This is a genomic window from Neorhizobium sp. SHOUNA12A (assembly GCF_023006505.1).
Lineage (GTDB): Bacteria > Pseudomonadota > Alphaproteobacteria > Rhizobiales > Rhizobiaceae > Neorhizobium.
In genome coordinates this window covers 1-13,322 of sequence record NZ_JALBGV010000120.1, presented here as the reverse complement: position 1 = coordinate 13,322, position 13,322 = coordinate 1, and the positions used below count along the sequence as shown (strand labels likewise).

Here is a 13,322-nt window from a genome sequence, read left to right as displayed (position 1 = left end):
GCTTGTCGGCGGTAGATCCCTGGCGGATCACGGGCAGCGGGCCGGCCTTCGGCAGGGCATAGGCAGGCGCCGCCGGGGCGGCCTGTTCGACCACCGCGACTTCGCTTTCGTCGTCGCCGTCCTCGTCTTCCTTCAGAGCGGTTTCTTCAAGCGCCGCCATCTCGACGGGCTTCATGTCCCTGAGCCCGGCAACGGTGGTGACCGTCTCGGCATCCTGGATCATGTCCGGCAAGGTTGATCCGGCACGCGGCGCCACGACGACGAGGTTTTCCATCGCAGGCGCAAGCACGGCGCGGATGGCGTTGGCATCCGGGCGGATCTTTTCGAGAGCGGCAAACTGCTGTTCATGTTCCTGATGCCGTACGGCCTTCGCCATCGCGACATTGAGCGTCTGCTTGATGGCCGAAATATCCGGCTTGCGGGCCTCGAGGGCTGCCACATCGGCGCCAGCCAGACGCTTGCCTTTCGGATCGGCGGGTGCGCTACCGGGCAGGCGGGAGAATTTCGAGACGTCGATTTCGCGCTCGCGCGAAACAGCGGCGGGAGATGCAAGGGCGATCGGTCTTGTCAGTGCCGTTTCGAACTTGACGTCGGAAGCCGACTTCACCGCGGTCGCCATGGTAACCATCGACGCACCCATCAGGGCTGCGACCGTCAGGCCGAAACCGACCGTGACATTGACCAGGAGAGAGCGGGATTTTTTGCGGCGTTGCGGAACTTTGCCTGCCTGCCTGCCATTCACCGACGTCTGGACCGAACGCGCCATCACTCGTTACCCGAACCGTTACTCACACGGGCAGTCATCGCTTCCGCGAGACTGCCAAAACAACCCCGACGAGCATTGAGCAAGAAGAGAACCTGCTCACCGCCGCCAATCGACTGCATGTGAGGATGAACGATTATGGTAACCAATGTCTTTACGTCGCCCCGATTTGGTTTCGGTGGTGCACATAAAAGCGCATGCCGTCGGAAGTTTAACCGAAATGCGGCAACAGGGTGTCCCCCCTCGGCGCGCTTTAAGGCAGGTCAAGCCAACGACCGTTGCTGTTTAGCCACAAAATCTCATTCTTTCAAGGCTTATCACAATTTTTATACCATTTCTCTTTCTGCCCTCCGCCGACCCTCGGACACATATTCGAGCAGCAGTGCCTTGGCGGCATCCATGACCGCGCGGACGCGAGGTGTATACCGAAGCCTTTCATGGGTGATCAGCCAGATCTCCGCGGCAGGCGGCATCTCGGGTCGGAAACAGTAGATCAGGTCGTCGTCACCGGCCGCCACGAACTCCGAAAACAGCCCAATCCCGAGCCCGCTGCGAATGCTCGACAGCGTTGCAGAGACGGTGTTCTGCCGCACCACGATCGCGTTTTCGGGGAAGTTTTTCCGCACCCACAAAACGGCCGGATGATCCTTGATATGCGGGTCGATGGAGATCAGCGAATGCCGGTGAAGTTCGCCGACTTCACGAGGCACGCCGTGGCGTTCGGCATAGGCGCGGCTGCAGTAGAGGCTCCAGATGTCGTCGGTGATCCGCACGCCGACGAGTCCGCCCTCGACCGGACGGGCGGCAGCGCGCAGCGCGATATCGGCGTCCCCTCTTGAAAGATCGAGCCGGCTGTCGGTCGTCACCACGTGCAGGCTGATATTGGGATGCGTCGCCTTGAGCCGGCTGATCAGCAAGGGCAGGAATCGAGCCGCCAATACATCGTTGGTGGTGAAACGGACGCTCCCGGTAATGTCGCAGGAAACCGCGTCCATTGCATTGGAGAACGCCGTCATGGCATCGCGCACCACCGTCGCCGGGCCGATCAGCGATCGGCCGATATCGGTCAACTCGTAGCCGGTGCGCCTTTTGTCGAAGAGTTCGACGCCGAGATCCTGCTCCAGGCCGGCGATCCGCCGCGACACCGTGCTCTGGCTGACCTTCAACAGGCGCGCAGCCGAAAGCGTCGAGCCGGTCTCGGCTACGGCGAGCAGAAAGCGCAGATCGTCGTAGTTCAATTGGCCCATGGATTGGTTATGCAAAAACGGTGAACGGACGGGCAAAAAAGGTGTTTGCGGTAGTTTCGCCGGCAACCTACACGCCTTTTATCGCCGGCGGAACTGGCCTTGCTGGTCATTCTCCCGGCACTTCCCCGTTCGACGGGTTGCCCCGATCAAAAGATTGCCCTGATCAAAGATTGCCAAGGAGAGAACCCATGCCGAGAGCACTCGTGCCCGCCCATACCAGGATCGTCAACCACTTCAACAAGGAGACCTTCGTCTTCACCGATCCGGTGGAAAGCGAGGCTCTGTCCAAGTTCGACGTCATCCTCGAAAAGGGTGGTTCGGGCGGCGGCAATGCGATCGCTCATATCCATCCAAAGGCGGACGAATATTTCCACGTCCACAAGGGCCGGCTGATGATCATGATCGACGGCGTCGAACATTTCGCCGACGTCGGCGAAACCGTCATGGTCCCGCGCGGCAAGGCGCATTTCTTCCGCAATGCCAGCGACGACGAAACCCATGCCACGGTGTCGTTCACGCCCGGCCAGAAGCATCTGCGTTTCTTCATCAACCTCGCTGCGTCGACGGTGCTGACGCCGGAGAATTTCTCGCCGCAGGGGGACGCGAAGCTGCTCGCCATCGCTCTGAAGCTCCACGCCTATCGCGACCATCTCTACCTCGCAGGCCCGCCGATCTGGGTGCAGAAGCTGATGTTCGCCGCTCTTGCCCCGATTTCCAGACTGATGGGCTACCGGCTGATCGTCGCTCCCGACGACGCCCCGCTTGGCCAGGATACGGTGCTCAAGCTCGCGACGGAACCACGCTGACTGCTGCGCTGCAAAACATATCGGCCTTGATCCTGCCCTTCACCCTTGGCATCCTCCGGCAATCCAGGATTCGGAGGACGACCGATGAAAGCGCTGCTCCTGATCGACATCCAGAACGGTTTTTGCCCGGGCGGCAATCTGCCCGTGGCGCACGGTGACGAGATCGTGCCGGTCGCAAATCAGCTGATAGAAGGCGGCGGTTACGACGTCATCGTCGCCTCGCAGGATTGGCACCCGGAAAACCATGGCAGCTTTGCCTCGCGACATGCGGGTAAGAAGCCGTTCGACATGGGCGAACTGTCCGGCCAGCCGCAGGTCATGTGGCCCGACCATTGCGTGCAGGGCACGCCGGATGCGGAATTCCATCCCGACCTCAACATCGATGCCGTCGACTATATCCAGCAGAAGGGCGAGAACCCTGCTGTCGACAGCTATTCCGCCTTCCGCGACAACGACCAGGCCGCAACAACGGGCCTCGCCGGCTATCTGAGAGCCCAGCAGGTGACCGAACTCGATCTTTGCGGGCTTGCAACCGACTATTGCGTGAAATTTTCCGCTCTCGACGCCGTGGAAATGCTGCCGGGCGTAAAAGTGCGCTTCATCGAGGATGCCAGCCGTGGCATCGATCCTGAAGGCGTAAAGAGCGCCATCGCCGAGATGAGAGCCAAAGGAATTGGCATCGTTTCGAGCAAGGACATCCTCGCCGACTGATCGGCGGCACCGGAGCCGCCGGAGCTCGATAGTTCAGCGGAATCGATCGTTCCATCAGCCCAATTGAATTGCGCGAGGTCCCGCAGGGCTCTAAAGCCGGTGCGAAAAGGATTTATCCAATGAATCGCAGCGAATTCAAACAGGGTGTGAAGGGTGGGCTTATCATCGCGCTGTCCTCGGCGCCCTTCGCGGTGTTGTTCGGCGCCGTGGCAAGCGACAACGGCCTCTCGGTCATGGAAGCCGGGCTGATGAGCGCGACCGTCTATGCCGGCGCCAGCCAGCTCGTCGGCATCGAGCTTTTCGGCCACCATGTAGCGCCGTGGCTGATCGTGCTCTCCGTCTTCGCCGTCAATTTCCGCCATATCCTCTATTCGGCGGCGCTGACCCGATACATTACCCATTTCACGCCGGTCCAGAAACTCTTGACCTTCTTCGTGCTGACCGACCCGCAATTCGCGGAAGCCGTGAAACGCGGCGAAAGCGGCCAGGGCGTCAGCTTCCGATGGTATATCGGCTTCGGCGCTGCGATTTATTTCCCCTGGCTGTTCTTCAGCGTCATCGGCGCGTTTTTCGGGCGGATGATGGGCGATCCGCGTTCGCTTGCGATCGACGTGCTGCTGCCGGTCTATTTCCTTGGGCTGGTCATCGGCTTTCGCAGCAAGCCGGGCTTTTATCCGGTGGTAGTGGCGAGCGCACTCGGTTCCGTGCTCGGCTATCATTTTGTCGGCTCGCCCTGGCATGTCAGCATTGGTGCCGCGGTCGGAGTGGTCGTCGCGGCTTTCTTGCCGCTGTCCACCGATTCCGTGCCGGCGAACGCCGCCGCCGAGATGGAGAGCTGACATGACCGACCTCATCTCCGCGGATATGGCTCTGCTGATATTGGCCGCTGCGGTCGCGACCTACCTTACCCGCATCGGCGGATATGTGCTGATTACCCGGATGAAGACGATCCCGCCGCGCATGGAGCAGGCTCTCAACGCGGTACCGGCAGCGGTCCTGACCACGCTCGTCGCCCCCGCCTTCTTCAACGGCGGCTGGGACGTCAAGATCGCCATGCTGGCCGCGCTCGTGGTCGGCATCCGGTATCCGGGTCTCTTGCTGCTCGGCGCCGGCTGGGCGGCAGCGATGATCTGCCGCCACCTCCTGGGCTTCTAAAGGCGTCCTGCTTCAGGAAAGCGGCTCTGTCGCCTTCACCAGCCAGGTCTTGACCGCCTCGTCGTCGATCAGCGGCAGCAGCTTTTCGCACACGGCGGCATGGTAGCCGTTCAGCCAGCCGAGTTCCTCGGCGGTCATCAGGTCAGGCAGAACGAGGCGGCGGTCGATCGGGCACCAGGTCAGCGTCTCGAAGGCGAGCATCGGCTGGTCGCCGCCGTCGATCTCTTGCGGACCCTTCACATAGATCAGGTTCTCAATACGGATGCCGAAGGAGCCGGGACGGTAATAACCGGGCTCGTTGGAAAGGATCATGCCGGGCAGCAGTTCCTGGGTCGCCAGCCGCGAGATCCGCTGCGGCCCCTCATGCACCGAGAGGTATGAGCCGACGCCATGGCCGGTGCCATGTGCATAATCGCCGCCGGCCTTCCAGAGCGCGATGCGGGCGAGCGGATCGAGATCGCAGCCGCGGGTGCCCTTCGGAAACCGCGCCGTGCTGATGCCGATCATGCCCTTCAGTACCAGCGTGAAGAAACGCTTGTGCTCTTCCGGAACAGAGCCGACCGCGACCGTGCGAGTGATGTCGGTCGTGCCGTTGACATATTGCGCGCCCGAATCGACCAGGAACAGCTCGCCCGCTTCGAGCTTGCGGTTGGTCTCGGTTGTCACCCGGTAGTGGATGACCGCGCCGTGTTCGCCGGCGCCGGAGATCGTGTCGAAGGAAATGTCCTTCAGCGGGTTCTGCATGTTTTGGCCCACGCGGGCGCGGGTCGCCTCCAGCGCCTTGACCGCATCGATCTCAGTGATCGTGCCGGGCGCCCGGGCGTCGAGCCAGCAGAGATATTCGACCATCGCCGCGCCATCCTGGAGATGCGCCTTGGCCGAGCCGTCGAGCTCCTCGCGGTTCTTGCAGGCGCGCGGCAGTTTTGCCGGATCGGAAGCCTCGACCACCTCGCCGCCGGCGGCCGTGATCGCTTTGGTGAGCGCCAGCGGCGTCAGCTCGGGATCGATCAGGATCTTTGCGCCATCCGCCGAAAAGGCCGCAAGCCGCGCTGGGAATTCCGAAGGCGGGCGCTGCACGCAAATCTGAGCCAGGTAGGCGGCCTGTTCGATGCCGGTCTTGAGCGGGTCGAGAAAAATCTCCGCCTTGCCCTCGGCCGGAATGATGGCGCGCGACAGCGGATAGGGTGTGTGTGGCACGTCATCGCCGCGGATGTTGAAGATCCAGGCGACCGAGGTCGGATCGGCGATGACGACAGCGGCAGCGCCCTTCTCCTTCACCTGGCTTGCAATCGCCGCAATCTTCTCGCTCGCCAGGGTGCCGGCATGCTCCTGTTTCTGGATCGACACGGCGCCAAGCGGCTCGGCGGGACGATCGGTCCAGATGGCGTCGAGCGGATTGGCGTCGAGCAGCACCAGCGAACCGCCGATCTCGGCAAGCGCCTTTTCCAGCCGCCGCACTTCCGCGCCCGCATGCAGCCACGGATCGATACCGAGCCGGAAACCTTTTGCGCCGTGGTGCGGCAGCCAGACATGCGGCGGTTCGTTGACGAGATCGCCAGCGGTGAAGACCGATCCGTCCACCTGTTCGGCAAGCTGGGTGACGTAACGTCCGTCGACGAAAACGATAGCCTCACGTTGCGTGATGAGCGCCATGCCGGCTGATCCGGTGAAGCCGGTGAGCCATGACAGGCGTTCGGCGGAGGCCGGCACGTATTCGCCCTGGTATTCGTCGGCGCGGGGAATAAGAAAACCGTCAATGCCGAGATCGGCGAATTTCGCCCGGAGCGCGCTGACGCGATCGCGGCCGAACTGCGGGGCGGACTTCACTTCGAAGGATTGGAACATGGGCTTGAGTTTCCGGGCTGCTTGATTCCGAGAGGCTGCGATCATGTTAGCCGATCTTCGGCAGACATTGCCAGCCGAGCCGGAGATGATCGGCGATTGTGCATCTGCTCAATGCGTTTGGCGCCGACATAGCCTTCATATGCAGCGAACGCATACCACCAATGAGAGAACCCCTCTCACTGTGCGGTGCAGCAATCGCTATATTCATCTCATCGAACGGGCGCCGAACAAGGCCCGTATCAAAAGGATCGCTTCCATGGCCAACTCTTTCTTCCGCAATGCCTTCAACCGCATGGTCGAAGCTCGCGAGCGTCAGGTTGCCCGTTACGTCAACGGCGCCCTGCTGGGCCTCGACGACGAAACGCTGAAGGGCCTCGGCACCAGCCGCGAAGAACTGCGCCGCAAGGGTGCACAGAACTACGTATTCTAAGCTACGTATTCTGATATTCGGCCGGCGCGGGCTCTCCTCCCTCACCCGCCCCGGCTTTCAGGATGCGAGGCCCGCTCGAGCATCTCCCTCCTCAGGCTCGCGGGTAGATCAGTCTCAGAACTGATCGCAAGGCGGCACCACTGGTGTCGCCTTTTTGCTGTCTGCCTCAGAAGCCATGCGCGGAATTCAATGCTGCACACGCATACGAATCAATCGTGGCGCAGGTGGATCGTTACCCAGCCATTGCGCCAGATGGTACGGACGTGAGCGAGGTGGACGCCGCTATAGGCGGCCAGCACCTTCCAGCGCTGTGTGGCTAGGATGCCGGAGAGGATCACCGAACCGCCGGGCGCCAGATGGGCCGCGAGCTGCGGCGCCATCTTCATCAGCGGCCGTGCCAGAATGTTGGCGATGATCAGGTCGAACGGCCCTTCCCGATCGAATGCCGGCGAATGAAATCCCGGCGCCGTCTCCAGGCGGATGCCGGTGGCGATGCCGTTGCGGCGGACATTTTCCCGGGCCACCCGAACAGCGACTGGGTCTATGTCGGTCGCGAGCACCGGGATATTGCGCAGCTTGCGCACCGCTATCGCCAGCACGCCGCTTCCGGTTCCGAGGTCGAGCGCGTTACGGACGGTCCTTGCGCGCATCACCTCCTCGATCACTTCGAGACAGCCGGCGGTCGTGCCGTGATGGCCGGTCCCGAAGGCCTGGCCCGCATCGATCTCGATGGCGATATCGTTGACCTTTACTTTGTCGCGGTCATGTGAGCCGTGGACGATGAACCGCCCTGCCCTCACCGGCTTCAGCCCTTCCAGCGACTTGGCGATCCAGTCGATATCCGGGATGACTTCCCTTTGGATTTCGAGAGCGGGAAAGGCTTGGGCGAGGCCGTCCGCGATGCGCTCGCGTACCATCTCCTCGTCACCCGCCAGCATATAGACGGACGCTTCCCAGATGTCCTTTTTCTCGTCCACCTCGGTTGTGGCGATGGCGAAATCCTCTTCGCCGAAGACCTCCGACAGGATATCGAGAATCTCGGCCGCACCTTTTTCGGTGGACGTGACGTAAAGGCGGATTTCGCTCAAGGAAACGGTCTCTCAGCTATTGATCGGTGGCGGAGAGGATTGCCACAGAAGCTGTGTCCGCTTCAACGTCAAACGTATCAGCCCTTGATCAGATTTTCGAGCTTCTTGACCGCGACGTCGGGGTTTTCGCCATAGGCAATGGTGCCGGCGAAGCGCCCGCCATTGTCGAGCAGGAACACCGAGGCCGTATGGTCCATGGTGTAGTCGCCGTTCGGATTCTTCTCGTCGACCGGCACTTTCTTGAAATAGACCTTGAAACCCTTGGCCATCTCCTGGACCTTGGCCGGCGGACCGGAAATGCCCTTCACCCTGTCGGTGACATTGGAAACATACTGGCCGAGCAGTTCCGGACTGTCGCGCTCCGGATCGATGCTGACGAAATAGCCGTTGAGCTTGGTGCCATCCGGATCGACCTTGTGCAGCCAGCCGTTCAGCTCGAACAGCGTCGTCGGGCACACTTCCGGGCAATGGGTGAAGCCGAAGAACAGCGCCGTCGGCTTGTCCTGGAAGGCCTTTTCGGTGATCGGCTGGCCGTTCTGGGCAACGAGCTGGAACGGCACGCCGAACGGACCTTCCGCAAGCTGCTGTTTCGAGCCCGTCACCTCCATCGTCAGCCAGACAAGCACGCCGGCAAGCGCCGCGACGGCGACCCAGAGGATGGTGCGAAAGCTTTTCATCGGTATCTCTTCAGCTCAGACCTAATGACGGATCGATAGACCCCAGGCGGCAGCGAAGCAATTCAAGAAGTCGTTTTCGAGAGATATCGCGCTGATCTGTCTCACCGAACCGGCAGCCGGTCAGAAACACCAGGAAAGGCCGGTTTCGCCGAGCGTCAGCAGGATGGAAGAGCCGAACCGGAGCCAGCCGTAAAAGGCGACACCGCCGAATCCGAGCAAGAGCAGGCTTACGGCGGCGATCAGCGGCAGGCGGTAAATCTCGATCGTGCTGTTCATGACGTTCAATCTACCACCCTTTCCGGCTTTTCAGAAGGTCGCAACATTCGAACAAGTTTAGGGTAAGATTAATACCTGTCTGAGATCTTATAAAGGCGAACGTGGTTTACGATTCGTAGCGGCGAATGGGAGTGAGGATGCAGCACGCATCGCACTAGGGGCCGCTATGTCGACCGCGAAAAGACATGATGTCGCCGACACCGGCTCGCCCTCAGTTTCCATCTCTATCTGCAGTCTGCCGGACCTGATCCGGCGCGGGAGGAATTTCAACAGCATGACGGCAAAACCCCTTCGCAAGACGCTGTCGGTCAATCACCGGCTCTGGACGCTGGCAGGCTCCGCCTTTGTCGGCATCGGCGCGATGCTGCTTGTCGGCTGGTACGAAGGCCGACAGCTCGACGAAGCGCTGCAGCGCGCGACCGATATCCAGGAGCATGTGGATACGGTCGACGGCATGCGCATCGCCAACCTGGAACTCGTTCTGGCAGCGATGGACACGATCGTCGACCGCGACGACAAACGGGTCGAGCCGAGCCGGCTGAAGGCGATGGCGGACTCCTCCGACAAGTTGAAAAGCTCTGCCGGTAATCTGAAGAAACTCGCGGCTGAAATCGGCAATCCAGGCCTCGTCTCGAATTTCGAGACGGACCTCGCAGCTCTTTCGACGGCGATCCAGGTCGACCTCAGAAAAATGGTCGAAACCGGCGCGCCCAAAGAGGCCTATGACAAGATCGACGACGCCATCGACGGTGCCGGCGAACGGGTTGGCGCAATGCTCGATACGGCTGCCGTCGCGGGCGAGAAACTGGTGCGCAACCGCGTCCAGGAGGCGAATACGCTTTCCTCGACCTCGCTCTATGTGCAGCTCGGCTGCGGGTTGATCGCGTTGGTCGCCATGGCAATCCTGCAGAGCATTCACGGCGGCGCGATCCGGCGCGGCATCGACGGCGTCCGTTCGAGCATGCAGCGGATCATTGGCGGAGACTACAACACGCCCGTGCCCGGCATAGATCTCGGCGACGAGATCGGTGAAATGGCGCGCGCCACCGACGTCTTCAGGCTTGCAGCCGTCGAGCGCCAGACCCTGGAGCTCAATCTGGAAGACGAACGCCGCCAGAACGAGACCCGGCGGCAGACGAGCGAGTCCGAACAGAAGGCAGAAGCCGAAGCGCTCCACTTCGCAGTCGATTCGCTTGCAAGCGCCCTCAACCGTCTCTCGGAAGGCGATCTTGCGGCCGCCCTCGAGCGTCCCTTCCGGGGCGACCTCGAGCGCCTGCGCACCGACTTCAACCGGGTCGTCGAACGCCTGCGCCACATCATGACCGAGGTCGCGAACAGTTCCAGTTCCATCGGCGCCAACGCCAACCAGATGCGCTCCGCTGCCGACGATCTCGCCAAGCGCACAGAGAAGCAGGCGGCCTCGCTCGAAGAAACGTCCGCAGCCCTCGAAGAAATCACCTCGACCGTGCGCAACGCCACCAGCCGCGCCGAAGAGGCGACCCAGATGGTGAGCCACGCCAAGGACTATACGGAACAGTCCACCAGCGTGGTCCGCGATGCCACGGCCGCCATGGGGCGGATCGAGGACGCGACGGCCGAGATCGGCAAGATCATCAACGTCGTCGACGAGATTGCCTTCCAGACCAACCTGCTGGCGCTCAACGCCGGCGTCGAGGCGGCCCGCGCGGGCGAGGCCGGTAAGGGCTTTGCCGTCGTCGCCCAGGAAGTCCGCGAACTCGCCGGACGCGCTGCCGGCGCGGCCAAGGATATCAAGGCGCTGGTCACCCGTTCGAACCACGAGGTCAAGACAGGCGTCGATCTGGTGAAGGCGACCGGCGAAGCGCTGACGCGGATCGGCGACGACGTGCTGAAAATCAACGACCACGTTCACGCGATCTTCACCTCTGCACGCGAACAATCGACCGGACTGACGGAAATCAATATCGCGATCGGCCAGATGGACCAAGCAACGCAACAGAATGCCGCAATGGTGGAGCAGAGCACCGCTGCCAGCCATTCGCTGGCAAGCGATGCCGAAAACCTCAACCAGCTGATCAGCCATTTCCAGATCCGCGGAGGCAATGGCCCGCGCGCCGTCGAGGCTGCGAGCGCTTCCACGCCACCCAAACCATCGCCCGCACTCAACTTGATGAACAAGCTCGCGGGAGCCTTCAGCAATAGCCCCACCTCCGCCAAGCCGAAGGCCGTGGGATCCTCAGACAAATGGGAAGAGTTCTGACATGAGCAATGCCATCAAGCAGTCCGGCGCCTACCTCGAAATCGTCTCCTTCCATCTCGGAGACCAGGAATTCTGCATCGACATCATGGCTATCCGCGAAATCCGCGGCTGGGCACCGGTGACCCCGATGCCGCACACCCCGTCCTACGTGCTCGGCCTCATCAACCTGCGCGGCGCGGTGATCCCGGTCATCGACATGGCCTGCCGCCTCGGCATGAAGATGACCGAACCGTCGGAACGTTCCGCGATCATCGTCACCGACATCGCCGGCAAGCTGGTCGGCCTGCTGGTCGAACAGGTTTCCGACATGATGACCATCCGTGGTGAAGACCTGCAGCCGGCCCCGGAAATCATTCCGGAAGCCCAGCGCGCCTTCTGCCGCGGCATCGTCGCGCTTGAAAAGACGATGGTCTGCTTCCTGAACCTGGACACTGTCATCGCCGACGAACTGGCGCGCGAAGCCGCGTAATTTCGCAGGCCGCTAAAAAGTCCGAAACTATGTCCGGATCTTCCGTCACACGCAAATGTGACGGAAGATTAACGCCTTGTAATCATTGCTTATTTGTAACAATTTTAAACGGAACCGGGGAACCGGGTCGACGTTCTCCCGTCGCTAAACGCCCAACCGATGCCTCAAACGCCCCTCGGCTGGTTTATCCAATAGGAGAACGACCATGAACAAGGCTTTTGCTCTCGCAGTCCTGATGTCCGCAGCCACGATGGGAACCGCCTATGCCCGCGATATGGGCATGACGGCCAAGCCCGCCGGCGACGTCGCCATCGTCTATACCGATCCCGAAATCGACAACAGCGCCAAACGGCTCGACGTGCCTGAGAGCATCATCCATCCAAGCCCGGCAATGGTGCAGAAGGCACAGGCCGAGGTGAAGGCCGACCGCGCGCTGCGGGCCGACCTTCTGAAGCAGAACGTCGAACTCAACAACGTCGTGGCGATCGACACCGCCGCCGATGGCAGCCGGACCGTCTACGTCCGCTGATTCGCCGTTGATGAAACGGGGGCCGGTGTCTTTCCTCCGGACCCCGTTTCGGCGAAAGCCATTCACAGTCGCCTCTACGCGGGTGATGGAACCTTAAATCATTGCTGCCTAGAGATGATTTCAGAAAAGCCCGGAACAATCTCCGGGCATTTCCGGTTCCGTCCATATCTTGGTGCCGAAGAGACACGTGTTCGGCACCTAAGAACCGAGAAAGGAACATGTTATGAAGAAGGTTATTGCTCTCGCAACTCTTATATCCGCTTCCTCAATCGGGGGCGTATACGCCCAGGACCTCGCCCCGACCACGCCGGCCCCCTCCCCGTCGGACGTGACGGTGGTCTACATTACCGAGGCCACGGATAGCGAATCGTCGAACGACAAGATCCCGCCGACGCTGACGACCCCCAACCCGCAGGCAGCGGAGGCCGCCCAGGCGCAGATCCAAACGGATTCCAACCTGATGGCGGCTCTCGAAGAGAAGAATGTCCAGTTGCAGCATGTGGCGGGCATCGAAACGGCTGCCAATGGCGGCAAGATCGTCTACGTCCGCTAATAGGCCATCCAACGACTGAAGAACAGGCTCGCTTTGCGGGCCTGTTTTTTGTGTCGCCACGCCTGAATTGACTCCTGCCACACCGCATGACTGTATTCGCCGTAAGGATGCAGCATGGTTTGTATCTTCACGCTTTGGGAGGAGCGCGCTTGAGCGACAGAGTTGACGCCATCGTGGTGGGCGCGGGGCTTTCGGGCCTCGTCGCCGCGACCGAACTTGCAGACGCCGGCCGCTCTGTCGTCATCCTCGACCAGGAACCGGAGCAGAACCTCGGCGGCCAGGCATTCTGGTCCCTCGGCGGTCTGTTCCTGGTCGATTCCCCCGAGCAGCGCCGGATGGGCATCCGCGATTCGCTCGATCTCGCCTGGCAGGACTGGCTGGGCACCGCCGGTTTCGACCGCGAGGAGGATCATTGGCCACGCCTCTGGGCGGAAGCCTATGTGGCCTTCGCGGCCGGCGAGAAACGCGCGTGGCTCCGGCAGATGGGCCACCGCATCTTCCCGGTGGTCGGCTGGGCGGAACGCGGCGGCGGCT

The 13,322-nt window shown here is 61.6% G+C and carries 16 protein-coding genes; 10 read left to right on the top strand and 6 right to left on the bottom strand.

Going from position 1 to position 13,322, the window contains the following annotated elements:
* Both MOV63_RS29935 and MOV63_RS29930 read right to left on the bottom strand, forming a co-directional pair.
* The coding region (locus MOV63_RS29935) for a hypothetical protein (protein ID WP_247039274.1) at window positions 1-766 on the bottom strand (766 nt) is incomplete at its 3' end.
* A gap of 323 nt (window positions 767-1,089) precedes the next feature.
* On the bottom strand, window positions 1,090-2,010 hold the full coding sequence (locus tag MOV63_RS29930) for a LysR family transcriptional regulator (RefSeq protein WP_247039272.1): 921 nt from the start codon (window positions 2,008-2,010) through the stop codon (window positions 1,090-1,092).
* A gap of 188 nt (window positions 2,011-2,198) precedes the next feature.
* Between MOV63_RS29930 and MOV63_RS29925 the strand changes: the two genes are divergently transcribed.
* The 4 genes from MOV63_RS29925 (at window position 2,199) to MOV63_RS29910 (ending at window position 4,682) form a co-directional block, all read left to right on the top strand.
* Entirely contained in the window at window positions 2,199-2,816 is a 618-nt protein-coding gene (locus tag MOV63_RS29925; protein ID WP_247039271.1) for a cupin domain-containing protein, read from the top strand.
* Between the two features lie 84 nt (window positions 2,817-2,900).
* Window positions 2,901-3,527, top strand: a complete 627-nt coding sequence (gene pncA, locus MOV63_RS29920; RefSeq protein ID WP_247039269.1) for a bifunctional nicotinamidase/pyrazinamidase — start codon at window positions 2,901-2,903, stop codon at window positions 3,525-3,527.
* A gap of 119 nt (window positions 3,528-3,646) precedes the next feature.
* The gene (locus tag MOV63_RS29915) at window positions 3,647-4,366 is read left to right on the top strand and encodes an AzlC family ABC transporter permease (RefSeq protein ID WP_247039268.1); all 720 of its coding nucleotides are present in this window, start codon (window positions 3,647-3,649) and stop codon (window positions 4,364-4,366) included.
* Between the two features lies 1 nt (window position 4,367).
* On the top strand, window positions 4,368-4,682 hold the full coding sequence (locus tag MOV63_RS29910; RefSeq protein ID WP_247039267.1) for an AzlD family protein: 315 nt from the start codon (window positions 4,368-4,370) through the stop codon (window positions 4,680-4,682).
* A 12-nt stretch (window positions 4,683-4,694) separates the two neighbouring features.
* Here MOV63_RS29910 and MOV63_RS29905 read toward each other — a convergent pair whose 3' ends face one another.
* A complete protein-coding gene (locus MOV63_RS29905; protein ID WP_247039266.1) occupies window positions 4,695-6,527 on the bottom strand; it encodes an aminopeptidase P family protein in 1,833 nt (610 codons plus the stop codon).
* A gap of 256 nt (window positions 6,528-6,783) precedes the next feature.
* Here MOV63_RS29905 and MOV63_RS29900 point away from each other — a divergent pair, with 256 nt between their 5' ends.
* Window positions 6,784-6,957 (top strand): hypothetical protein, encoded by a 174-nt coding sequence (locus MOV63_RS29900; protein WP_038549294.1) that lies wholly within the window; start codon window positions 6,784-6,786, stop codon window positions 6,955-6,957.
* Window positions 6,958-7,166: 209 nt separating this feature from the next.
* Here the strand turns inward: MOV63_RS29900 and MOV63_RS29895 are convergent, their stop codons facing one another.
* From MOV63_RS29895 to MOV63_RS29885, 3 genes are all read right to left on the bottom strand, one after another.
* Window positions 7,167-8,045, bottom strand: coding sequence for a 50S ribosomal protein L11 methyltransferase (locus MOV63_RS29895; RefSeq protein ID WP_038543499.1), 879 nt, complete (start codon window positions 8,043-8,045; stop codon window positions 7,167-7,169).
* A gap of 77 nt (window positions 8,046-8,122) precedes the next feature.
* On the bottom strand, window positions 8,123-8,722 hold the full coding sequence (locus MOV63_RS29890; protein WP_038543501.1) for an SCO family protein: 600 nt from the start codon (window positions 8,720-8,722) through the stop codon (window positions 8,123-8,125).
* 120 nt (window positions 8,723-8,842) lie between these two features.
* Window positions 8,843-8,998, bottom strand: coding sequence for a hypothetical protein (locus MOV63_RS29885; RefSeq protein WP_157885139.1), 156 nt, complete (start codon window positions 8,996-8,998; stop codon window positions 8,843-8,845).
* 274 nt (window positions 8,999-9,272) lie between these two features.
* On the opposite strand from MOV63_RS29885, the gene MOV63_RS29880 reads away from it, so the two are divergent.
* The 5 genes from MOV63_RS29880 to MOV63_RS29860 form a co-directional block, all read left to right on the top strand.
* Complete coding sequence (locus MOV63_RS29880) at window positions 9,273-11,237, top strand: methyl-accepting chemotaxis protein (RefSeq protein WP_247039265.1); 1,965 nt, start codon at window positions 9,273-9,275, stop codon at window positions 11,235-11,237.
* Between the two features lies 1 nt (window position 11,238).
* Window positions 11,239-11,706 carry a chemotaxis protein CheW gene (locus MOV63_RS29875; RefSeq protein ID WP_007770391.1) on the top strand — a complete coding sequence of 156 codons (468 nt, stop codon included), beginning with the start codon at window positions 11,239-11,241 and terminating at the stop codon, window positions 11,704-11,706.
* A gap of 205 nt (window positions 11,707-11,911) precedes the next feature.
* Entirely contained in the window at window positions 11,912-12,235 is a 324-nt protein-coding gene (locus tag MOV63_RS29870) for a hypothetical protein (RefSeq protein WP_038543504.1), read from the top strand.
* A gap of 223 nt (window positions 12,236-12,458) precedes the next feature.
* Window positions 12,459-12,788, top strand: coding sequence for a hypothetical protein (locus tag MOV63_RS29865; RefSeq protein WP_247039264.1), 330 nt, complete (start codon window positions 12,459-12,461; stop codon window positions 12,786-12,788).
* A 149-nt stretch (window positions 12,789-12,937) separates the two neighbouring features.
* A partial coding sequence (locus tag MOV63_RS29860) for an FAD-dependent oxidoreductase (RefSeq protein ID WP_247039263.1) occupies window positions 12,938-13,322 on the top strand: 385 nt, incomplete at its 3' end.

Bases quoted from the DNA above. Each gene is read 5' to 3' on its own strand.
- MOV63_RS29905 (WP_247039266.1), bottom strand. From the start codon at position 6,527: ATGTTCCAATCCTTCGAAGTGAAGTCCGCCCCGCAGTTCGGCCGCGAT.
- MOV63_RS29915 (WP_247039268.1), top strand. From the start codon at position 3,647: ATGAATCGCAGCGAATTCAAACAGGGTGTGAAGGGTGGGCTTATCATC.
- MOV63_RS29880 (WP_247039265.1), top strand. From the start codon at position 9,273: ATGACGGCAAAACCCCTTCGCAAGACGCTGTCGGTCAATCACCGGCTC.
- MOV63_RS29910 (WP_247039267.1), top strand. From the start codon at position 4,368: ATGACCGACCTCATCTCCGCGGATATGGCTCTGCTGATATTGGCCGCT.
- MOV63_RS29875 (WP_007770391.1), top strand. From the start codon at position 11,239: ATGAGCAATGCCATCAAGCAGTCCGGCGCCTACCTCGAAATCGTCTCC.
- MOV63_RS29930 (WP_247039272.1), bottom strand. From the start codon at position 2,010: ATGGGCCAATTGAACTACGACGATCTGCGCTTTCTGCTCGCCGTAGCC.
- MOV63_RS29865 (WP_247039264.1), top strand. From the start codon at position 12,459: ATGAAGAAGGTTATTGCTCTCGCAACTCTTATATCCGCTTCCTCAATC.
- MOV63_RS29870 (WP_038543504.1), top strand. From the start codon at position 11,912: ATGAACAAGGCTTTTGCTCTCGCAGTCCTGATGTCCGCAGCCACGATG.
- pncA (WP_247039269.1), top strand. From the start codon at position 2,901: ATGAAAGCGCTGCTCCTGATCGACATCCAGAACGGTTTTTGCCCGGGC.
- MOV63_RS29885 (WP_157885139.1), bottom strand. From the start codon at position 8,998: ATGAACAGCACGATCGAGATTTACCGCCTGCCGCTGATCGCCGCCGTA.
- MOV63_RS29925 (WP_247039271.1), top strand. From the start codon at position 2,199: ATGCCGAGAGCACTCGTGCCCGCCCATACCAGGATCGTCAACCACTTC.
- MOV63_RS29900 (WP_038549294.1), top strand. From the start codon at position 6,784: ATGGCCAACTCTTTCTTCCGCAATGCCTTCAACCGCATGGTCGAAGCT.
- MOV63_RS29890 (WP_038543501.1), bottom strand. From the start codon at position 8,722: ATGAAAAGCTTTCGCACCATCCTCTGGGTCGCCGTCGCGGCGCTTGCC.